Annotated in this window: 17 protein-coding genes and 1 pseudogene; 11 read left to right on the top strand and 7 right to left on the bottom strand. The window is 61.6% G+C overall.

Going from position 1 to position 21,240, the window contains the following annotated elements; all coding sequences use genetic code 11:
• The first annotated feature begins 157 nt into the window (after nucleotides 1-157).
• Both J3P97_RS03335 and J3P97_RS03340 read left to right on the top strand, forming a co-directional pair.
• Nucleotides 158-1,069, top strand: coding sequence for a LysR substrate-binding domain-containing protein (locus J3P97_RS03335; protein ID WP_434602739.1), 912 nt, complete (start codon nucleotides 158-160; stop codon nucleotides 1,067-1,069).
• Nucleotides 1,070-1,172: 103 nt separating this feature from the next.
• Nucleotides 1,173-2,066, top strand: coding sequence for an NAD-dependent epimerase/dehydratase family protein (locus tag J3P97_RS03340; RefSeq protein WP_434673476.1), 894 nt, complete (start codon nucleotides 1,173-1,175; stop codon nucleotides 2,064-2,066).
• Between the two features lie 145 nt (nucleotides 2,067-2,211).
• Here the strand turns inward: J3P97_RS03340 and J3P97_RS03345 are convergent, their stop codons facing one another.
• Nucleotides 2,212-3,657, bottom strand: coding sequence for a SulP family inorganic anion transporter (locus tag J3P97_RS03345; RefSeq protein ID WP_434673477.1), 1,446 nt, complete (start codon nucleotides 3,655-3,657; stop codon nucleotides 2,212-2,214).
• Between the two features lie 333 nt (nucleotides 3,658-3,990).
• Here J3P97_RS03345 and J3P97_RS03350 point away from each other — a divergent pair, with 333 nt between their 5' ends.
• The 4 genes from J3P97_RS03350 to J3P97_RS03365 all read left to right on the top strand — a co-directional run bounded on the left by J3P97_RS03350 (nucleotide 3,991) and on the right by J3P97_RS03365 (nucleotide 8,192).
• Nucleotides 3,991-5,340 (top strand): gluconate:H+ symporter, encoded by a 1,350-nt coding sequence (locus J3P97_RS03350; protein WP_434569889.1) that lies wholly within the window; start codon nucleotides 3,991-3,993, stop codon nucleotides 5,338-5,340.
• 24 nt (nucleotides 5,341-5,364) lie between these two features.
• A complete protein-coding gene (locus J3P97_RS03355) occupies nucleotides 5,365-6,225 on the top strand; it encodes a MurR/RpiR family transcriptional regulator (protein ID WP_434602742.1) in 861 nt (286 codons plus the stop codon).
• A 1-nt stretch (nucleotide 6,226) separates the two neighbouring features.
• Complete coding sequence (locus tag J3P97_RS03360) at nucleotides 6,227-7,699, top strand: N-acyl-D-amino-acid deacylase family protein (RefSeq protein ID WP_434673478.1); 1,473 nt, start codon at nucleotides 6,227-6,229, stop codon at nucleotides 7,697-7,699.
• Between the two features lie 124 nt (nucleotides 7,700-7,823).
• The gene (locus J3P97_RS03365; protein WP_434673479.1) at nucleotides 7,824-8,192 is read left to right on the top strand and encodes a glyoxalase superfamily protein; all 369 of its coding nucleotides are present in this window, start codon (nucleotides 7,824-7,826) and stop codon (nucleotides 8,190-8,192) included.
• 64 nt (nucleotides 8,193-8,256) lie between these two features.
• On the opposite strand, the gene J3P97_RS03370 is transcribed toward J3P97_RS03365, so the two are convergent.
• The 6 genes and pseudogenes from J3P97_RS03370 to J3P97_RS03395 form a co-directional block, all read right to left on the bottom strand.
• Nucleotides 8,257-9,120 carry a methyl-accepting chemotaxis protein gene (locus J3P97_RS03370; protein WP_434604984.1) on the bottom strand — a complete coding sequence of 288 codons (864 nt, stop codon included), beginning with the start codon at nucleotides 9,118-9,120 and terminating at the stop codon, nucleotides 8,257-8,259.
• Between the two features lie 42 nt (nucleotides 9,121-9,162).
• Nucleotides 9,163-10,176, bottom strand: a pseudogene (locus J3P97_RS03375) (methyl-accepting chemotaxis protein); the annotation flags it as partial.
• A 330-nt stretch (nucleotides 10,177-10,506) separates the two neighbouring features.
• On the bottom strand, nucleotides 10,507-11,448 hold the full coding sequence (locus J3P97_RS03380; RefSeq protein ID WP_434569885.1) for a LysR family transcriptional regulator: 942 nt from the start codon (nucleotides 11,446-11,448) through the stop codon (nucleotides 10,507-10,509).
• Between the two features lie 69 nt (nucleotides 11,449-11,517).
• Nucleotides 11,518-13,047 (bottom strand): tripartite tricarboxylate transporter permease, encoded by a 1,530-nt coding sequence (locus J3P97_RS03385; RefSeq protein ID WP_434626264.1) that lies wholly within the window; start codon nucleotides 13,045-13,047, stop codon nucleotides 11,518-11,520.
• Nucleotides 13,044-13,577: a tripartite tricarboxylate transporter TctB family protein gene (locus tag J3P97_RS03390; protein ID WP_434602746.1), complete on the bottom strand. Its 534-nt coding sequence runs from the start codon at nucleotides 13,575-13,577 to the stop codon at nucleotides 13,044-13,046. Before J3P97_RS03390 ends, J3P97_RS03385 begins: the two co-directional genes overlap by 4 nt.
• A gap of 52 nt (nucleotides 13,578-13,629) precedes the next feature.
• Nucleotides 13,630-14,646, bottom strand: a complete 1,017-nt coding sequence (locus J3P97_RS03395) for a Bug family tripartite tricarboxylate transporter substrate binding protein (RefSeq protein WP_434673480.1) — start codon at nucleotides 14,644-14,646, stop codon at nucleotides 13,630-13,632.
• A 420-nt stretch (nucleotides 14,647-15,066) separates the two neighbouring features.
• Between J3P97_RS03395 and J3P97_RS03400 the strand changes: the two genes are divergently transcribed.
• The 5 genes from J3P97_RS03400 to J3P97_RS03420 all read left to right on the top strand — a co-directional run bounded on the left by J3P97_RS03400 (nucleotide 15,067) and on the right by J3P97_RS03420 (nucleotide 21,231).
• Nucleotides 15,067-16,071 carry a 4-hydroxythreonine-4-phosphate dehydrogenase PdxA gene (locus J3P97_RS03400; RefSeq protein ID WP_434673481.1) on the top strand — a complete coding sequence of 335 codons (1,005 nt, stop codon included), beginning with the start codon at nucleotides 15,067-15,069 and terminating at the stop codon, nucleotides 16,069-16,071.
• 318 nt (nucleotides 16,072-16,389) lie between these two features.
• Nucleotides 16,390-17,565: an L-rhamnonate dehydratase gene (locus tag J3P97_RS03405; RefSeq protein ID WP_305496980.1), complete on the top strand. Its 1,176-nt coding sequence runs from the start codon at nucleotides 16,390-16,392 to the stop codon at nucleotides 17,563-17,565.
• 276 nt (nucleotides 17,566-17,841) lie between these two features.
• Nucleotides 17,842-18,837 (top strand): AraD1 family protein, encoded by a 996-nt coding sequence (araD1, locus tag J3P97_RS03410; protein WP_434673482.1) that lies wholly within the window; start codon nucleotides 17,842-17,844, stop codon nucleotides 18,835-18,837.
• Nucleotides 18,838-18,860: 23 nt separating this feature from the next.
• Nucleotides 18,861-20,441 carry an aldehyde dehydrogenase (NADP(+)) gene (locus J3P97_RS03415; protein ID WP_434673483.1) on the top strand — a complete coding sequence of 527 codons (1,581 nt, stop codon included), beginning with the start codon at nucleotides 18,861-18,863 and terminating at the stop codon, nucleotides 20,439-20,441.
• Nucleotides 20,442-20,559: 118 nt separating this feature from the next.
• Complete coding sequence (locus J3P97_RS03420; RefSeq protein ID WP_434673484.1) at nucleotides 20,560-21,231, top strand: histidine phosphatase family protein; 672 nt, start codon at nucleotides 20,560-20,562, stop codon at nucleotides 21,229-21,231.
• The last annotated feature ends 9 nt before the right edge of the window (nucleotides 21,232-21,240 follow it).

Genomic DNA, 21,240 nt, shown 5'->3' on the forward strand with positions numbered 1-21,240 from the left:
GGCTGACTTGAAGCGAAGGTGTCGTGGCGAGGGAGCTTGCTCCCGCTGAGGTGCGAAGCGCCTCCAAAAAGCGGTCGCTACGCGCCCAGCGGGAGCAAGCTCCCTCGCCACAAAGGCGATCGCTACATCGGTATATGCATTCCACGAGAGGATGTCTGTGAAAGCCAGATCCGACGAGTTGCAGATTTTTGTCTGCGTGATCGAATGTGGATCGATTTCCGCCGCCGCCGAGCAGGTCGGGCAGACGCCGTCGGCGGTCAGCCGTACGTTGTCGCGCCTGGAGGCCAAGCTCGACACCACGCTGATCAACCGCACCACGCGGCGCATGGACCTGACTGAAGAAGGCAGGTACTTCTTCGAGCAGGCCAAGGGCATTCTCGACCAGATGGACGAGCTGGAAGAGCGCCTGTCTTCCCGCCAGAAGAACCCCGCCGGGCGCTTGCGGATCAATGCCGCGTCGCCGTTCATGCTGCACGCCATCGTTCCTCATATCGAAGAATTCCGCACGCTATATCCAGACATCCAGCTCGAACTCAACAGCAACGACTTGATCATCGATCTGCTCGAGCAAAGCACAGACGTCGCCATCCGCATCGGCACCCTGACCGACTCGACGCTTCATGCACGGTCGCTGGGATGCAGTCCGTTGCACATCCTCGCCAGCCCGGCCTACCTCAAGCGCCATGGCACACCTTCAAGCGTGGCCGAGTTGGCGGAGCATTCGCTGCTGGGGTTTGCCCAGAACGACGGGCTCAACCAGTGGCCGCTGCGCCACATCCACGGTGATCGCTGGCCGATCCAGCCGGCCATCAGCGCGTCCAGCGGCGAAACGGTGCGTCACCTGGCGCTGCAAGGGCAGGGCATCGCTTGCCTGTCGGATTTCATGACGCGCGACGATATCAGCGCCGGCCGCCTCAAGGTGCTGCTGGCCGATGCCAACAGCGGCTACCGCCAGCCGATCAACGCGGTGTACTACCGCAACTCTCAACTGGCGCTGAGGATCCAGTGCTTCCTGGACTTCATCCAAGGCAAGCTCGCCGGGTACGCCTCGCGCGAATTCAAGGGCTGATTCGTGACTTCAAGGCAAGAGTGATTTGGGCAACGTGGACTGTTTCGTCAAGGAACGCTCCTCGATACTCGTCCCATCACTGATCTCGCCAAGGAGTTATCCCATGAAAGTATTTGTTACCGGCGCTGCCGGCTTCATCGGCGGTTCCATTGCTACCGGTCTCGTGCGGGCCGGCCATCACGTCACTGGCCTGGTGCGCAACGCCGAACAAGCCGACGAGTTGAGCGCACTGGGCATCGCCCCGGTTATCGGCACCCTCGAAGACAGCGCGCTGCTGATCGAACAGGCGCGAGCCGCCGACGCGGTGATCAACGCCGCCAGCAGCGACCATCGTGGCGCGGCCGAAGCGTTGGTCGAAGCGCTCAAGGCCTCGAACAAGGTGTTGCTGCATACCAGCGGTTCGAGCATTGTCGGCGACGCATCGGGCGGTCGTGCCAGCGATGACATCTACTACGAAGACTCCCTGCCGCAACCTACCGCCGACAAGGCGCCCCGTGTCGCGATCGACAACCTGATTCTCGACGCGGCAAAGCATGGCGTGAATTCGGCGGTGATCTGCAACACGCTGATCTACGGCCACAGCCTGGGCGTCAAGCGTGACAGCGTGCAACTGCCGCGCCTGCTCAAGCAGGCACGCAAAAGCGGCGTGGTGCGGCATGTCGGACCGGGGCAGAACATCTGGTCCAATGTGCACAGCGAGGACGTGGTCGAGTTGTATACCCTGGCCCTGACCCGCAACCAGCCTGGCACCTTCTATTTTGTCGAAAGCGGTGAAGCTTCGTTCATCGAGATGACCACCGCGATGGCTCAGGCGCTGAACCAGGGCGAACCGCAGGATTGGCCGCTGGCGGATGCCGAAGCCGAGTGGGGTTATGAAATGGCCAATTACGGCCTGGGCTCCAACAGCCGCGTGCGCGGCAAGAATGCCCGCGAGTTGTTGGGGTGGACACCGAAGCGCACGTCGGTGGTGGCTTGGATTCTTGATGAGATGGCGTGAGTCGCGCCGGTCGAGCCGTAAGAGTAAACACCCTTGTGGGAGCGAGCCTGCTCGCGAAGGCGGTCTGTCAGTCGAAGCACATGTTGCCTGGTCTTTCGCCTTCGCGAGCAGGCTCGCCCCCACAGGGTTTTGTGTTGGCCTATCTTTAGTCGTGATGCACACCCGCGCGCTTGAGCATCTGTTTGCAACGCTCGGACAGATGAAACACGCGCAGATGCTTGCCCGCCTTGCTGTAGCGCTCGCGCAGGGTCATCAACGCGGCGATGGCCGAGTAGTCGACGAAGCTCAAGTGGCGGCAGTCCAGGGTCACCAGGTTGGGGTCGTTGGCCGTGTCGAACTGGTTGAGGAACGGCGTGGTCGAGGCGAAGAACAACGTGCCGTGCAGCCGATAAAGCTTGCTGCCATCGGCTTCCAGGTGCGTGTCGGCGTACAACTCCCGGGCCTGTTGCCAGGCGAAGTTGAGCGCCGCGATGATAATCCCGCAAAGGACCGCGACGGCCAGGTCGGTAAACACGGTGATGACGGTGACCGCGATGATCACCAGTACATCATTGGCCGGCACCTTGTTGATCACCCGCAACGAGGCCCAGGCAAAGGTCTGCTGAGCGACCACGAACATCACGCCCACCAGCGCGGCCAGCGGGATGCGTTCGATCAGTGGCGACAGGAACAGCACGAACAGCAACACCATCACCCCAGCCACTACTCCGGACAAGCGGCCGCGCCCGCCGGAGCTTAGGTTGATCACCGTCTGGCCGATCATGGCGCAACCGCCCATGCCGCCTAACAGGCCGGACGCCATGTTTGCCGCGCCCAATGCCACGCACTCACGGTCCGGATAACCACGGCTCTCAGTGATTTCGTCGGTGAGGTTGAGGGTCAGCAGCGTTTCCAGCAGGCCGACCATCGCCATGACCACCGCATAGGGCGCGATTATCAGCAGGGTTTCCAGGTTCCAGGGGATATCCGGCAGGGTAAAGACCGGCAAGCCACCGGCGATGTGGGCCATGTCGCCCAGCGTCCGGGTCGGCAGGCCAAGCAAGTACACCGCCAGGCCAATCCCGAGGATTGCCACCAGGGCCGGCGGTACGCTACGGGTCAGGCGCGGGAGCAGATAGACGATGGCCATGGTCAACGCCACGAGGCCGGCCATCAGGTACAGCGGGGCGCCGCTCAGCCAGGTTCCGTCGCTCTTGAAGTGCTCCAGTTGCGCCAACGCGATGACGATCGCCAGGCCGTTGACGAAACCGAGCATCACCGGGTGCGGCACCATCCGCACCAGCTTGCCCAGCCGCAGCAGCCCGAACGCCATCATGATCAATCCGCCCAGCAGCACCGTGGCCAGCAGGTACTGCACGCCGTGTTGCACCACCAGCGCGACGATCACCACCGCCATCGATCCCGCCGCCCCCGACACCATGCCCGGCCGCCCGCCGAACAGGGCGGTCAACGTGCAGATGATGAAGGCGCCATACAGACCCATCAGCGGATTCAGATGCGCAACCAGGGCGAAGGCAATGCATTCCGGGAGCAAGGCGAAAGAGGTGGTGAGGCCGGCGAGGGCGTCGGCGCGAAGACGAGCTGGTTTCATGGTTTACCTGATTGGGCGCCGGTGAAGCGTCGGCTGCCGAAGACGTGGTGCGAAAAGCAGGGGGAATGGTACGGAATCGAGGACCTTGGGGCCAGTGATTGGCTTTCCGGGGGCCTGCTTTGCAGGCCAGCGGGAGCAAGCTCCCTCGCCACGAAGGGCCTGTCTGGCGATGAAAATTCGGCTGTGGATTTTCATTGGGGCCTTGTCTTGATGTCCCTGCGCGACATTTTTTGTCTGTGGGCGAAAATTACTTTCAGCGGGTTTGTAGATTTCTTCTCGAAATGATTTATGAGTTTCATAAACAACGACGTCACCCCATTCGAGGAGTAACGCATGGCCCCTGATTTCGGTTATTGGCTGTTGGTCTACGCGGCGATCGCGATCATTGCGCTGATTGTCCTGATCGCGCGCTACCGTCTCAACCCGTTCATCGTGATTACCCTGGTTTCCATCGGCCTGGCGCTGCTGGCCGGGATGCCAGCGTCCAGCGTCGTGGGCGCCTACGAGGCGGGTGTGGGTAAAACGCTGGGGCACATTGCGCTGGTGGTGGCCTTGGGCACGATGCTCGGCAAGATGATGGCCGAGTCCGGTGGCGCGGAGCGGATGGCGCAGACGCTGATCGAGCGCTTCGGCGAGCGCAACGCTCACTGGGCGATGGTGTGTATTGCGTTCCTGGTGGGGTTGCCGTTGTTTTTCGAGGTCGGCTTTGTGCTGCTGGTGCCTATCGCATTCACGATTGCCCGGCGTGTCGGCGTGTCGATCCTGATGGTCGGCTTGCCGATGGTGGCCGGGTTGTCGGTGGTCCACGCCCTGGTGCCACCGCATCCTGCGGCGATGCTGGCGGTGCAGGCATTCCAGGCTTCGGTGGGGCAGACCCTGCTGTATGCGATCCTGATCGGCATTCCCACCGCAATCATCGCCGGTCCCCTGTACGCCAGATTCATCGTGCCACGCATTCAGCTGCCGGCCGAGAACCCATTGGAGCGGCAATTTCTCGACCGCGAGCCACGTGCCAACCTGCCGGGATTCGGTATCACGTTAGGGACGATCCTGTTGCCGGTGGTCCTGATGTTGATCGGTGGCTGGGCCAACCTGATTTCCACGCCGGGCAGCGGTTTCAATCAGTTCCTGTTGTTTATCGGCAACTCGGTGATCGCCTTGCTCCTGGCGACCATTCTCAGCTTCTGGACCCTCGGCCTGGCCCAAGGCTTCAACCGCGAATCGATCCTCAAATTCACCAACGAGTGCCTGGCGCCGACGGCCAGCATCACTTTGCTGGTGGGCGCCGGCGGTGGTTTGAACCGGATTCTGGTGGACGCTGGCGTGACCCAGCAAATCGTGGGGCTGGCCCAGGAGTTTCAGTTGTCGCCGTTGGTCATGGGCTGGCTGTTCGCCGCGTTGATGCGCGTCGCCACCGGTTCGGCGACGGTGGCGATGACCACGGCCTCGGGCATTGTCGCGCCCGTGGCGATCGGCCTCGGTTATCCCCATCCTGAACTGTTGGTGCTGGCGACTGGCGCTGGTTCGGTGATCTTTTCCCACGTCAACGACGGCGGCTTCTGGTTGATCAAGGAATACTTCAATATGACCGTCACCCAAACCTTCAAGACCTGGACCGTGCTCGAAACGTTGATCTCCCTGGTCGCGTTCGGCCTGACCCTCGGGCTTGCGCGCGTGCTCTGATCGCGCTCCAACAGAGGTGCCGTCATGGACATCCTTTACCAGATCCGCTCCCGTCAGGATTTCTTTAGTGCAGGCGAAGGAAGAATCGCCCGACTGATGCTCGACGACGTAGGATTTGCCGCTTCCGCCAGCCTGGATGAACTGGCCCAACGCGCTGAAGTCAGCAGTGCCACGCTGTCGCGGTTTGCCCGGACCGTCGGTTGCCGCGATTTGCGCGATCTGCGCCTGCAACTGGCCCAGGCCAGTGGCGTCGGTAGCCGTTTCCTCGACCCCACGGGCGCGCCCGAGCAGTCGGCGTTTTATGGGCAGATCGTCGGCGATATCGAATCGACGCTGCGCCAGCACCTGTCGGCATTCGAAGAGTCACGCTTCGCCGACGCGGTTCGGATGATCGGCAAGGCGCGGATGATCCATGCGTTCGGGCTCGGCGGGTGGTCGGCGCTGTGCGGCGAAGAGTTGCAGGTGCGGCTGGTGCGTTTCGGCTACCCGATCGCCGCCTGCCGCGACCCGCTGATGATGCGTATCACGGCCACTTCGCTGAGCGATCAGCATCTGGTGATTGCCTGTTCACTGACCGGCATCACCCCGGAGCTGCTCGGCGCGGTGGAACTGGCGCGCAGCTACGGTGCACCGGTCCTGGCGATTACCCGTGTCGACTCGCCGCTGGCCCACCTGGCGGATGTGGTGCTGCCCCTGCAAGGCGCCGAAACCTCCTTCATCTTCAAACCCACGGCGGCGCGCTACGGCATGCTGTTGGCGATCGATGTGCTCGCCACCGAGTTGGCGCTGGCCCATCCGCAAGACAATCAAGAGCGCCTGCGGCGGGTCAAGCTCGCCCTGGACGATTACCGAGGCGGCGAGGACGACCTGCCGCTGGGAGACTGACATGCACTACGACACGCTCATTCGCAACGCGCTGATCATCGACGGCAGCGACAAGCCCGGCTACAGCGCCGACGTGGCGATACGCGCCGGTCATATCGAGCACATCGGCGACCTCCGCGCCGCCCGGGCGGCTGAAGAAGTCGACGCCGCCGGCCGGGTATTGGCGCCGGGATTCATCGACGTGCATACCCACGACGACACGGTGGTCATACGCCAACCGCAGATGCTGCCCAAACTCAGTCAGGGCGTCACCACGGTCATTGTCGGCAATTGCGGCATCAGCGCTGCGCCCGTCAGCCTGCGGGGCGATCCACCGGACCCGATGAACCTGCTCGGTACTGCCCTGGCGTTCGCCTACCCCCGTTTCGCTGATTATCGTGCGGCGGTGGAAGCTGTCACGCCGGCGGTCAATGTCGCGGCACTGGTCGGGCACACGGCGCTGCGCAGCAACCACCTGGACGATCTGCTGCGCACCGCCAGCGCCGGAGAAATCGCCGCCATGCGTCAGCAACTGCGCGAAAGCCTGGAGGACGGTGCGCTGGGTTTATCCACCGGGCTGGCCTACGCCAACGCGTTCTGCGCGTCGACCGATGAAGTCATGCAACTGAGCGAAGAGTTGGCAGCGTTCGGCGCGGTCTACACCACCCATTTGCGCAGCGAATTCGAACCGGTGCTGGAAGCGATGGACGAGGCCTTCCAGATCGGCCGTCATGCCCGGAGCCCGGTAATCGTTTCCCACCTCAAATGTGCGGGGGCCGGTAACTGGGGGCGTAGCCCACAGGTGCTCGCGGCGTTGGAAAGTGCCGCCAAAAACCATCCCGTCGGATGCGACTGTTATCCCTACGCGGCGAGCTCTTCGACGCTGGACCTCAAGCAAGTGACCGATGCCCATCGCATCACTATTACCTGGTCGACGCCGCACCCGCACATGAGCGGACGGGACTTGATCGACATCGCCGCCGAATGGGGCATGCCACTGCTGGAAGCCGCGCGCTGCTTGCAGCCGGCCGGCGCGGTGTACTACGGCATGGACGAAAGCGACGTAAGACGCATCCTCGCACACCCATTGTCGATGGTCGGCTCCGACGGCTTGCCCGAGGACCCGTTTCCCCATCCTCGGTTGTGGGGCGCTTTCCCACGGGTGCTGGGACATTTCAGTCGAGACATCGGGCTGTTTCCGTTACACACCGCCGTGCACAAGATGACCGGCCTTTCGGCTGCACGCTTTGGCCTGAAAGAGCGGGGTGAAATCCATGAAGGATATTGGGCCGACCTGGTGTTGTTCAATCCGCAAACCGTCCGCGACGTCGCCGATTTCAACCAGCCGCAACGGGCTGCCGAGGGCATCGATGGCGTATGGATCAACGGCGTCCTGAGTTATCGCGATGGCCAGGCAAACGGCCGCCGGGAAGGCCGATTCCTGGCGCGGGAAGGCAATCTGCGCCAGGGATTTCGGACTTTTAAAGATGTGTAAGCGGCTGATATAACGTTAATTGACGCCACAATAATGGCACTACGACACTAAAGAAGCCGGCTGATAGGCCGAAGCATTGGGGTCAACCCATCTAAACTGGGTCATTTCAGCCAGGGAGCAACCCATGAGCTTCGGTAAGACCACCCCGATCCTGCGGATTTTCGATGAAACCAAGGCCTTGGCGTTCTATGTCGATTTCCTGGGCTTTACTGTCGACTGGCAACATCGCTTTGGTGACGACTATCCGTTGTACCTGCAAGTGTCGCGCGGTGATTGCGTGCTGCACCTGTCCGAACACCACGGCGATTGCACGCCGGGCTCGGCGCTGCGGATCGAGACCGATGAGCTGGAAGCGTTCCAGCAACAGTTGATGGCCAAGCAATACCGCTACGCCCACCCACAAATCCAGGCCATGCCATGGGGTAGCCAGGACATGACCATCAGTGATCCGTTCGGGAATCGGTTGGTGTTTACCAATGCGATCAGTGCGTAACAGATATCGCGAATCGCTTGATCAGTTTGCCCGCCTCTTCAAAGAAGCGGGCAAACGCGTTTCGTCAAACCCTGAAATGACTGACCATCTGCTGCAATTGACTGCCCAGCCGCGCCAGTTCAACGCTGGACGCCGCGGTTTCTTCGCTGGCGGCGGCGGTCTGTTCGGACACGTCGCGCACGTTGATGATGCTGCGGCTGATTTCCTCGGCCACGGCGCTTTGCTGCTCGGCGGCGGCGGCGATCTGCTGGTTCATCGATTGGATGTTCGACACCGTACGGGTGATGTTCTCCAGTGATACGCCGGCCTTGCGGGTCAGGGCCACGCTGCTGTCGGTGAGGTTGCGGCTGTTGTTCATCACGGCGGCCACTTGCTGGGTGCCGTTCTGCAGGCCGGCCACCAGGCCTTCGATTTCCTCGGTGGATTTCTGGGTGCGCTGGGCCAGGCCACGGACTTCGTCGGCGACGACCGCAAAGCCACGACCGGCTTCACCGGCGCGGGCGGCTTCGATGGCGGCGTTGAGCGCCAGTAGGTTGGTCTGTTCGGCCACGGCCTTGATCACGTCCATCACTGCGCCAATCTTGTCGCTCTCCTGTTGCAGCACGCTCATGGCGTCGGTGGAGCGCACCACTTCACTGGCCAGGCGTTCGATCTGGGCAATGGCTTCGCTGACCACCTGGTCGCCGGCACGGGCTTCGCCGTCGGCGGCGGCCGCTGCCTGGGAGGCTTCTTCGGCGTTGCGGGCAACTTCCTGCACCGTGGCGGTCATTTCGTGCATGGCGGTTGCGACCTGGTCGGTCTCGACTTTCTGGCTGTTGACCCCGGCACTGGTCTGTTCGGTGACCGCCGACAATTCTTCGGCGGCGCTGGCGATCTGAGTCACGCCATCACGGATGCCGCTGATGAGGTCGCGCAGCGTCACGCCCATGCGCGCGATGCCCTGTTGCAGTACGCCCAGCTCATCGCGACGGGTGACGATCACATCCTGCGACAGGTCGCCACTGGCGATGCGTTCGACCACGGTCAGGGTTTCGCGCAGCGGACGGGTGATCTGGCGGGTGATGATGACGGCAGCAATGATGCCGACCAACAACGCCAGCAATGTGCTGACCAGTTGCAACGTGCGCGCCTGGGCGCTTTCGGCGTCGCGACGGTCGAGCTGGATCTGGTACAGCTGTTCGCTCAGGGAAACGATGGTCGCGCCCTGGTCGGTCATTTCCTTGCGCGCCTGCACCACGTCGGCCGTGGCCGATTTGAAGGCCTGCACGGCGCTGCGGTATTGCACCAGGGTGGTTTCCAGCTGACGCAGTTCGTCCTGATGGACGCTGGCAAAATATTCGTTCAGCGGCTTGAGCGAAGCAATCGCCGCGTCCAGTTGGGCGAAGGCCTTGCGTTCGGTATCGGCGTTGGGGTTGGCGGTGTAGCCGCGCACTTCATAGCGAGCGAGCATGAACGCCTGCTTGGCTTCAGTGATGGCCTGGAACTGGGCGAAGCGTTCATCGTTGAGGGCCATTTGCTTCACATCGGCGTCGATGGCCTCGATCAGCTTGTAGGCCGTTTCGGCGTTTGCCCCCATGACATCACGAGCGCTGTTGCCGGTGCGGTAAGCGCTGCGCATTTTGTTCAGTGATACCTGATAGGCGCTGATGGTCGCGCTCTGCTCTCTGAGCAGCTTGACGTTTTCCGGGCTCTTGAAGCTGTTGAGCAGCGCGTTCTGTTGCGCGACGAAACCGTCAAGGGTGGTTTGCACATTCTGTGCAGCGGTTTCGTCACCGTTGGCCAGCATGTATTGCAGGCGAGTCACGCGCAGTTTGGTCAGGCCGGCGTTGAGCTGGGTGATGTCGCTCATCCAGTTGCTGCGGTCGATCAGGCCGCCAAGACTGGTCCAGCTGGTCAGGGCCAGCAGGCAGGTCAGGACCAGCACCAGGCCGAAGCCCAGGCCCAATTTCATGTTGACGCTAATGTTGCCAAACCAGCTATTCATCAAATTCCTCCAGGAACGTTGTGCTGCTTATCGTCGGTTGGCTGGAAGATTGTTGTTGTTAAGAGCCAGCAAAAACGTGTAACGGAGCTTTATCGGCGGAAACGGAGGGATCTGTAAGATTTTTTTCCACATCGGGAAAGGCAGGGGGCACAGCGGGCGACTCGGCCTGAAATTCAGGCAAAAAAAAGCCCGCGGGAGAGCGGGCTAAAACCTTAGTTTCTTGAATGAGCGAGGCGATGTTAGCGAATCCCGCGAGGACGTGGGGTGAAGAAAAGTTCATGCAGGGGCTGGCCTCATCGATTGGCTGATCGGCCGTCTGACGCGGGCCTGTCAGTTCAATAGCGCATGCTCGGCACGTACCGAATTCATGAACGCCTGCATCGCCGATGACTGGATGCGATGGCGGCGGGTGATCAATCCGTACGGTGGCAACCGGGCTTCGAACTTGATCGGCAACACGGCGAGCAAGTCACGACCTGGATAATCCTCGACGACCGATATCGGGGTGACGCCGAGCATGTCGGTCTGCTGGACCAATGAGAGCAAGGTCATGATCGAGGTGGTTTCGACGATGCTGCTGGGGATATCGACCCGGGCGTTGTGAAACACCTGGTTGATGATTGCGCGCATCGGGCTCGGGTGTTGTTGCAACACCCAGGTCATGCTCTGTAGCTCGGCCCAGCCCAGTCGGGTCGCCTGCGCCAACGGATTCTGCGCGCCACAAATGACACACAGCGCCTCTTCCCCGAGGCTGTCGAAGAGCAACTCTTCGGCGCGGGCACCGGCGGGAATACGGCCGAGGACAATGTCCAGTTGATCCTGCAACAGCGCTTGTACCAGCACGTCGCTGGTGTCGACCTGGATGCTCATGGACAACCGGGGATGGCTTTGTTTCAGGGTCGCGATGGTGCGCGTCAGCAGTCCCGAAGCCAGCGCCGGAATGGCGCCGACTGCCACCCGGCCGAGGTTGCCGGATTCGAGTGCCACCAGTTCTTCGCGCATGCCGCTGAGCTCGGCGAAGACCATACGTGCGTAGTAAATGACGGTTTCCCCGAATGGGGTGGAGCGCATGCCACGGGGCAGGCGTTCGAACAGCTCGACGCCGAGCAAGTCCTCGGCTTCGTGCAGCATTTTGGTGGCAGCCGGTTGGGTCATGCCGATGTGGTCGGCTGCGCGGCGCAGAGAACCTAATTCCTGCAATGCCAGCATCAGCCGCAGTTGGCGCAGACGCAGTCGACTATGGATGACATTGGCAACAGGAATTCGGGTCATGGGCGGTGCTCGCTGGAAAGTCCGTGGCAAGCCTGACAATAAATGCCAGGCGTTACCAGCAGTGCCGAGTCACAGCAATGATTTCGCCTCGGCGACGTGGGGTTTGCGCAAGCCCACCAGCAGGCCCAGTGCCTTGGAGATCAGCGGCCAGAACAGCATCAGCAGCGCGGCGGTGGTCAGGCTGCCCACCAATGGGTTGGACCAGAAAATTCCCAGCTGTCCGTCAGAAAACAGCATCGACTGACGGAATGCGTCTTCGGCCTTGTCCCCCAGGACGGCTGCCAGCACCAACGGCGCAATCGGATAGCCGAGTTTCTTGAACAGGTAACCCAGCGCACCGAAGCCCAGCATCAGTACCACGTCGAAGAACGAGTTGTGCACCGAGTACGCACCGATGGCGCAGACCATGATGATGATTGGCGCGATGATCGAGAACGGAATGCGCAGGATCGATGCGAACAGCGGCACGGTGGCCAACACCACGATCAGGCTGACCACGTTGCCCAGGTACATGCTGGCGATCAGGCCCCAGACAAAATCGTGTTGCTCGACAAACAGCGTCGGCCCAGGGTGCAGGCCCCAGATCATCAAGCCACCGAGCATCACCGCAGCCGTGGCGGAACCCGGAATGCCCAGCGTCAGCATCGGCAGCAGCGCGCTGGTACCGGCAGCGTGGTCGGCGGTTTCCGGGGCGATCACCCCTTCGATCTCGCCTTTGCCGAAGTTGTCGCGGTTTTTCGAGAAACGTCGCGCCAGACTGTAGCTCATGAACGATGCCGCCGTCGGGCCGCCGGGGGTGATGCCCATCCAGCAACCGACCAGTGTGCTGCGCACGATCGTCCACCAATAACGCGGCAGTCTGGCCCAGGTGCGCAAGATCACCATCGGTGTAATGCGCGCATGTTCGCCGCGAAACACTAGGCCTTCCTCCACCGTGCAGAGGATTTCGCCGATGCCGAACAGGCCGATCACCGCCACTTCAAAACTGATCCCGGTCATCAGGATCGGCTGGTCGAACGTCAGGCGCAGGTTGCCGGAAACCGTGTCCATGCCGACTGCCGCCATGGCGAAGCCAATCATCATCGCGACCACGGTTTTTAATGGCGGGTTCTTGCTCATGCCGATGAAGGTGCAGAACGCCAACAGGTACACCGCGAAGAACTCCGGCGAGCTGAAGGACATGGCGAACGCTGCGATTTTTGTCGACAGGAACGTCAGCAACAACACCCCGCACAACGCACCGATCAGCGCCGAGCTGAACGCGGCGGTCAACGCCTCGGCAGCCCGGCCTTCGCGGGCCATCGGGTAACCGTCGAAGGTGGTCGCCACCGATGAAGGCTCGCCAGGAATGTTGAACAGGATCGAGGTGATCGAGCCGCCAAACAGCGCGCCCCAATACATGCACGACAGCAGGATGATCGCCGACACCGGCGACATGGTGAAGGTCAAGGGCAGCAACAGCGCCACGCCATTGGGCGCGCCGAGACCGGGCAACACACCGACCAGGATGCCCAGCAGAACGCCGATCACCATCAGACCGATGTGGCCCGGGGTCAGGATCAGGTTCATGCCCTGCAACAGGGAATCGAACTCGCTCATTTGAAGGTTCTCCCGGCCAGGGCAATCCAGTCGCCTATTGGGCCGGCATCCAGCGGGACCTTGAACCACAGCGCGAAAATCAGGTAGCTGGCGAGCGCCGCACCGAGGGCAACCGCACCGATCATCCACTTGTCGTAAGGCTTGGCGCGGACCTTGTCGCGCCACATGAACCAGGCAATGAAACAGGCCGACGCGAGGTAGATGCCGGTGAAGGGCATCGCACCGACGAACAGGGCAATGGGCAGGAAAACCGATAGCACTTGCTTGAACGCACTGCGGGTAAGGAATGCAACACTGAGGGCCTGCCAGCGCACCACCGTCAGCACGCCGTTGGCGACGCTCGCCGCACTCAGTATCAGGCCGATATAGAACGGGAAGTAACCCGGTTCAGGGCCGGCATCGCCCCAGCCGATGCCTTGTTCGACACTGCCGAACATCACCACGGCACCGAGCAGGGTAGTAAACAGCGTCAGGCCGAGCTCGACCCAACGGGTACCGACCAGCGCCGGTGAATCCGAAGAATGGGACATCAAACACCTCCAGTAGGTGACGACCGCCCTGGGGCGAGCGGCCCTGTCAACTTCAGTTTTTCAGCCAGCCGGCTTCCTTGAACACCGGGGTGACGCGGGCGACGTCCTTTTCGATGTAGGCGGTCAGGGGCTCGCCTTCGAGGAAAGTCGGCACCAGCGCGTTCTGTTTGACGTACGCCTTGAACTCATCGGTCTGCGTGACTTTGCGCATCAGCTCGACATAAAAGGCCCGTTGTTCGGCACTGACATCGCCGGGCATGAACACCGTACGCGGGAAGCGGTACTGATCGATGCCCAGGCCCTGTTCGTGGCAGGTTGGAACATCGGCCCAACTTTTATTCCCGGCGACTTTCTCGGTGTAGCTCATGCGCTCCTTGCTGAATACGCAGAGCGGTTCGACTTGCTCACCGCGCCATTGGCTGATGCTTTCACTGGGGTTGTTGACGTTGGCCGCGATGTGTTTGCCGGCCAGTTGGGTCGCGGCTTCACTGCCGCTCTTGAACGGGATGTACACCAGTTTGCTGTTGTTGGTCTGGTTGAGCAGCAGGGTGAGGGTCTGGTCGACGTCCTTGGACTGGCTGCCCCCCATGCGCAGCTTCGCCGGGTCGGTCTTGGCCGCTTCGTAGAAACCTTTCGCGTCTTTCCACGGCGCGCCCTTGTAGCTCCAGAGGATAAAGTCATCTTCGGCCACGGCGGCAATCGGGGTCAGTTCCTGCCATTGGTAGCCGAGCTTGGAAACCAGTGGCAACAGGTAAACGTTATTGGTGGCGATCACCAGTTTCTCTGCATCGCCCTTGTTCATCTTCATGTCGAGGAAGGCCTCGGCACCGTTGCCGCCACCCTTGTTGAGGACAATGGTGTTGACCTCGAGCAGCTTATGGGTGGTGATGATCGACTGGATCAGGCGACCGAGCTGGTCGGTTCCGCCACCCGGGCCGCCGGCGACGACGATTTCGACATTCTTGTCCGGTTGCCAGGCGGCGTGAGCAAGGGCGGGAAGGACGCCGACGGCAATCAGGGCGCCGCCTAGAAGAAGACGCGATGTGCGACGGACGAATGCATTTCGCATGATGGGCCTCGTTTTTGTCGTTGTTATGAGTGACTTGTCTGCGCGATGAAGCCGCAAGCCTGGCCTGAGTGTGGAAAGGTGCCGGCGCCGCGTCTAGTCAAAACAATACATACACCGATAGCCTGGAGTTATAGCTCGCGAAAAGGAGCGGTGGACATCGTTCAGAGTCGAGGGCTGGGGCTCTTTTTTGAAACAAACAGAAATAGAACCCGAAGGCTGAAAGCGCGCGGTGCCATAACCCGAAGCTATCACCTGATTTCAAGTTTTGATTAGACGGTTATCGCCAGGCCTCCGATAGTGCTCGGCAACGTCTTCAGGCCGACGGCATTTCACAACAATAACAAACGGGGTACATGCCATGGTTCAGGCGAGAGCATTGCTTCATGACCGGGCGTGGCATGGACCCTTGAGGAGTGAAGCATGAAAAAAACCACTATCGCCATGGTCCTGGGTGACCCGGCCGGCATTGGCCCGGAATTGATTGCACGCTTGCTTGCCGAGCCCGAGGTACGCAGCAAGGCCAATATCATTGTGATTGCCGACGAAGCGGAAATGCGTCGCGGCATGCGCATCGCCGGCAGCGAGTTTCCTTATCGCCGGGTGGAGACCCTGGACGTGTTGGAGTTCGTCGATGACACGCCGCTGTTCCATGACTTTCGCGGCGATACAGTCGGCGAGTTCCCCCGTAGCGAGGCCAGCGTGATTGGCGGTCGCTACAGCCTCGACACTCTGGAAAAGGCCCTGCGCCTGACCGAAGCCGGGACCACCGACGCGATCCTGTTCGGGCCGCTGAACAAGACCTCGCTGCACATGGCGGGCATGGCCCACAGCGATGAACTGCACTGGTTTGCCGAGTTGCTGGATTTCCACGGACCGTTCTGCGAATTCAACGTGCTCGACAATCTTTGGACTTCACGCGTGACCTCCCATGTGGCCCTGTCCGCAGTGCCGGGCCTGCTCAGCGAGCAGCGGGTGGTGGAAGCGATTCAACTGATCGACACCGCCCTCAAGCGCAATGGCCTGGAGCAGCCGCGAATCGGTGTTTGCGGCTTGAACCCGCACAACGGCGACAACGGTTCGTTCGGTCGCGAGGAGCTGGACATCATCGGTCCGGCCGTACGCTCGGCGCGGGCGCTGGGCATCGCGGCGCAAGGGCCGTATCCGGCAGACACGATCTTTCTCAAGGTCCAGGGCGATGCCAATGCATTCGACGCTGTCGTGACCATGTATCACGACCAAGGCCAGATCGCGATCAAGTTGATGGGTTTCTCCCGTGGCGTGACGGTGCAGGGCGGCTTGCCGATTCCGATCACCACCCCGGCCCACGGCACCGCTTTTGATATCGCGGGGCAGGGCAAGGCCAACGTCGGTGCTACGCGTCAGGCCTTCGAAATCGCATGCCGGATGGGGCGCAACCGGCACTGATCCTGGAAGCAATGCGGTCAGTTGTGGGAGCGAGCCTGCTCGCGATTACGGTAGTACAGACACATTTTCAGTGGCTGATACACCGTTTCGCGAGCAGGCTCGCTCCCACATTTGTTTGTGTATGGCTGATAACCCGATCTGCTCTCTTACTCGGATGTGCTATCACCTCAGGCTATCGGCGGATACGCATAAGTGATTATCCGCAGTCCTCGGACGCTGGCTAAAGTCGGCCCATCGGATGCCGGAGCCCCTTCCTGAAAAGGCTCTGCGCACACGACCGACAATGACAAGAAGCCGCAGCCCAAGGAACTGTATTTCATGAAAATCAAAGCGATCCGTACCCGCGTTTTCGAGTGGAAGGGCAAAGTCGTCCCGCCCCAGGCGCACTTCTGCACCAACGCCAGCGACATCCTGTTCGAGCGCGGCGACGCGATGGGCTCCTTCCGTTTCCACGGCTGGCTGGTGGTGGAAGTCGAGACCGACAACGGCCTCGTCGGCATCGGTAACTGCGCCCTGGCACCGCGTGTGGCCAAGGAAATCATCGACACCTATCTGGCACCGATCGCCATTGGCGAAGATCCTTTTGACAACGAATACATCTGGCAGAAAATGTACCGTCAGAGTCACGCCTGGGGCCGAAAAGGCATCGGCATGGCGGCGATCTCGGCGATCGACATCGCGATCTGGGACATCATGGGCAAGGCCGTCAACAAGCCGGTGTTCAAGTTGCTCGGCGGTCGCACCAAGGAAAAGATCTGGACTTACGCTTCCAAGCTCTACGCCAACGACAACCTCGATCTGTTTCTCGAAGAGGCCCAGGGCTATCTCAACCAGGGTTTCACCGCGCTGAAGATGCGCTTTGGCTACGGTCCGAAAGACGGTCCGGCGGGGATGCGCCGCAACATCGAACAAGTGCGCGCCCTGCGGGAACTGGCCGGCCCTGACGTCGATATCATGCTCGAATGCTACATGGGCTGGACCCTGGAATACGCGAGGCGCATGTTGCCGAAGCTGGCCGAGTTCGAACCGCGCTGGCTGGAAGAACCGGTGATCGCCGACGACATCGAAGGCTACATCGAACTGAAGAAGATGGGGATCATGCCGATCTCCGGAGGCGAGCACGAGTTCACCTCCTACGGCTTCAAAGACCTGTTGGAACGCCGCGCCGTCGACGTCATCCAGTACGACACCAACCGCGTCGGAGGCATCACTGCCGCGCGCAAGATCAACGCCATGGCCGAAGCCTGGTCGGTGCCGGTCATTCCCCATGCCGGGCAGATGCACAACTACCACTTGACGATGTCCACCACCGCCTCGCCGATGGCCGAGTTTTTCCCGGTTTTCGACGTCGAGGTTGGCAACGAACTCTTCTACTACGTGTTCAAGGGCGAGCCGCAACCGGTCAACGGGTACATCCAGCTCGACGACAACACGCCGGGCCTGGGCCTGGAAATCTCCGACGAATACCTGAGCGACTTCAACATCATCGAGTGACCTGGACGCGCCGTACATGAGCGTAATGCTGTTCACTCAAGAAAAGATGAAGGACCTGTGGCGAGGGAGCTTGCTCCCGCTGGGCCGGGCTGGCGCTCCAGCGCGAAGCGGCCCCAAACCTACCGAATGCGGAGCATCAGGCACACCGCGCCCGCCGGTCTACGACTGCTTCGCAGTCGAGCGGGAGCAAGCTCCCTCGCCACGGGTTGGTCGATTGCCTTGAGTGAATAGCGTTACGTACATGAGCGGCGCCTACCCTGATTTCTGGAGGCCACCATGCGCCTGATTCAATTTGAAAACTTCGCCGGAGAGCGCCGGGTCGGCGTCGTCGATGGGGCACTTGTTCAAGTGCTCAAAGGAACCCGCAATACCCGTGAACTGGCGCTTGCAGCGATCCGCGGCAATCGCAGCCTGCATGAAGAAGTCGCTTCGCGCGGCACCGAGCCGGGCCCGGATTACGCAGCGCTGTTGCACCAAGGCAAAGTCCTGCCGCCGCTGGATCACGAAGATCCGGCTCATTGCCTGATCAGCGGCACCGGCCTGACACATCTGGGCAGCGCCTCGGCGCGGGACAAGATGCACCAGCATGACGGTGAGGTCGAGGCCGGCATGACCGACACCATGCGCATTTTCAAATGGGGGATCGAGGGCGGCAAGCCGGCGCCGGGGCAGGTCGGCGCGCAACCGGAATGGTTCTACAAGGGCGACGGCAGCATCGTCGTGCGCCCCGGCGCGGACTTCCCGGTGCCTCCGTTTGCCGAAGATGCCGGCGAAGAGCCGGAGCTGACCGGCCTCTACGTGATTGGCGACGACGGCCTGCCGTATCGCATCGGTTATGCATTGGGTAACGAGTTCTCCGACCACGTCATGGAGCGGCGCAATTACCTGTACCTCGCCCACTCGAAACTGCGCAGTTGCTCCTACGGCCCGGAGCTGCGCGTCGGGGAGTTGCCCAGGCATCTGGTCGGCACCAGTCGCATCGAGCGCAATGGCGAAACCCTCTGGGAGAAGGCTTTTCTCAGCGGCGAGGACAACATGTGCCACAGCCTGGCCAACCTGGAATTTCACCATTTCAAGTACGCGCAGTTCTTGCGGCCGGGTGATGTCCATGTGCACTACTTCGGCACCGCTACCCTGTCGTTCGCCGACGGAGTGAAGACACAGCCGGGGGATCGTTTCCGGATCAGCCTCGATGAGTTCGGTGCGCCGCTGGTCAACGGTATCGGCGAGAGTGCCCAGCCGCTGCCCATCGGCCAGGTGCGTGCGCTCTAAGCCCTCAACAGGAAAATGCCCTCATGACATTGCCACAGGGATACAACTACATCGGCGGCCGTCGCAGCGCCAACGGCACCCTGCAACTGCAAAGCTTCGATGCGAGCACCGGCGAGCCCTTGCCCGGCACCTTCTTCCAGGCATCCGAAGCCGAAGTGGATGCCGCCGCCAAGGCCGCCGCTGCGGTTTACCCGGATTACCGCAACCTGAGCGCGGAAAGACGCGCTTCGTTTCTCGATGCAATCGCCGAGGAAATCGACGCGCTGGGCGATGACTTCATCGCTACCGTGTGCCGCGAAACCGCATTGCCTGCCGGGCGCATTCAAGGGGAGCGCGGTCGCACCAGCAGCCAGTTGCGTCTGTTTGCAAGCGTGCTGCGTCGTGGCGACTTCTACGGTGCGCGGATTGACCGCGCATTGCCCGATCGCCAGCCACTGCCACGTCCGGATCTGCGTCAATACCGCATCGCCCTGGGGCCGGTGGCGGTGTTTGGCGCGAGCAACTTTCCGCTGGCCTTTTCCACGGCCGGCGGTGACACCGCTTCGGCGCTGGCAGCGGGGTGCCCGGTAGTGTTCAAGGCCCACAGTGGCCATATGGCGACTGCCGAGTGGGTGGCGGACGCGGTCATCCGTGCCGCTGAACGGACTGAAATGCCGGCCGGCGTGTTCAACATGATTTATGGCGGGGGTGTCGGTGAATGGCTGGTCAAGCATCCGGCCATTCAGGCGGTGGGCTTCACCGGTTCGCTTAAGGGTGGCAACGCCTTGAGCCACATGGCCGCCACCCGGCCACAGCCGATTCCGGTGTTCGCGGAAATGTCGAGCATCAATCCGGTGTTCCTGCTGCCCGAAGCGTTGGCGGTACGCGGCGAGCAGATCGCGGCGCAGTTGGCCGGTTCGGTGACGTTGGGATGCGGTCAGTTCTGTACGAATCCGGGTTTGGTCATTGGCCTGCGCTCGCCGCAGTTCAGCCTGTTTCTGGAACGCTTCTGCGCGAGCATGAACCAGCAACCGCCACAAACCATGCTCAACTTGGGCACCCTGGCCAGTTACAGCCGCGGTCTCGGTGAACTGCACGAACATCCGGGCCTGACGCACCTGGCGGGCAAACCGCAACAGGGCAACCAGGCGCAGCCGCAGGTGTTCAAGGCCGATGTCAGCCTGTTGCTCAAGGGCGATGCATTGCTTCAGGAAGAAGTGTTCGGGCCGACCACCATCGTCATCGAAGTGGAGAATCGGACACAGTTGGCGGCGGCGCTGCACGGCCTGCGCGGACAATTGACGGCCACGTTGATCGGTGAGGCTGATGAATTACTGGAGTACCGTTGGCTGACAGAAGTACTGCAGGAAAAAGTCGGGCGGATCCTGCTCAACGGTTATCCGACCGGGGTGGAGGTGTGCGAGGCGATGGTGCACGGCGGACCGTATCCGGCGACATCCGATTCACGAGGAACATCAGTGGGCACGTTGGCCATCGATCGTTTCCTGCGGCCGGTGTGTTTCCAGAATTACCCGGATGCGTTGTTGCCCCAGGCATTGCAGAACGGCAATCCGCTAAGGATTCGGCGGCTGGTGGATGGGGAGGTAACTGATCGAGCGCTGTGAGCGGCGCGATCGTTGAATCCGAAGTTTTTTTTCACATCGCTTTCACTGCCTGCCTACGTCGGCCGCTCTACTGTCGCGCCATCGAATTACTGGGTGGATGCCGTCGGGGCGGCTTGATGTGGAACTGAGACTGAGTCTTTTCGGCCTGACGCGCTCGATCGATAGGCGCCGTTTTGCCCGTTACCAAAACACCGTGGTCGTGCTCGCCTCGGCGCTGCTGGCTGTCCCGTTGGTCCTGTGGCTACTCAGCCCGGCAGCGGTGCCGGACCTGGCCCACGGCAACGTCGCCGGCGCCCGGGCCCTGGCCGATGGCTGGGCCAAGGGCGAAATGATCGTGCTGGTGCGCCATGTCGAGCGCTGCGATCACTCCAAGGCTGCTTGCCTGGGTGACCGCGAAGGCATCACCGACCGCGCCCGTGCCGTTGCGGTGGGGCTCGGGGCCCGGTTCGAACAACTGGGCCTGGACCACGTCGACCTTTACAACAGCCCACGGGTGCGCACCGCGCAGACGGCGGGCTACATGTTCAACAAGGTGAGCGCCGGTGACGATTGGCTGTTCGACTGCCGACATGACCTGCTACGCAATGCCCTGGCCCACAAAGTGGCCGGTCGCAACCTGATCCTGGTCACCCACAGCGAATGCATGCAGGCGATGGAAACCGCGCTTCTGCGCCCGACCTCGACGTTCGGCTACGGTGCTTCGCTGTTTGTTTCCATCGCCCAGCCACAAGCGCCACGGTTGCTCGGTTTTATCGAAGCCCCTGACTGGCGCTCGGTGACATTCCAGTAATTCTTCCCA

This window comes from Pseudomonas sp. R1-15, assembly GCF_051132085.1.
In the GTDB taxonomy this organism is placed as follows: domain Bacteria; phylum Pseudomonadota; class Gammaproteobacteria; order Pseudomonadales; family Pseudomonadaceae; genus Aquipseudomonas.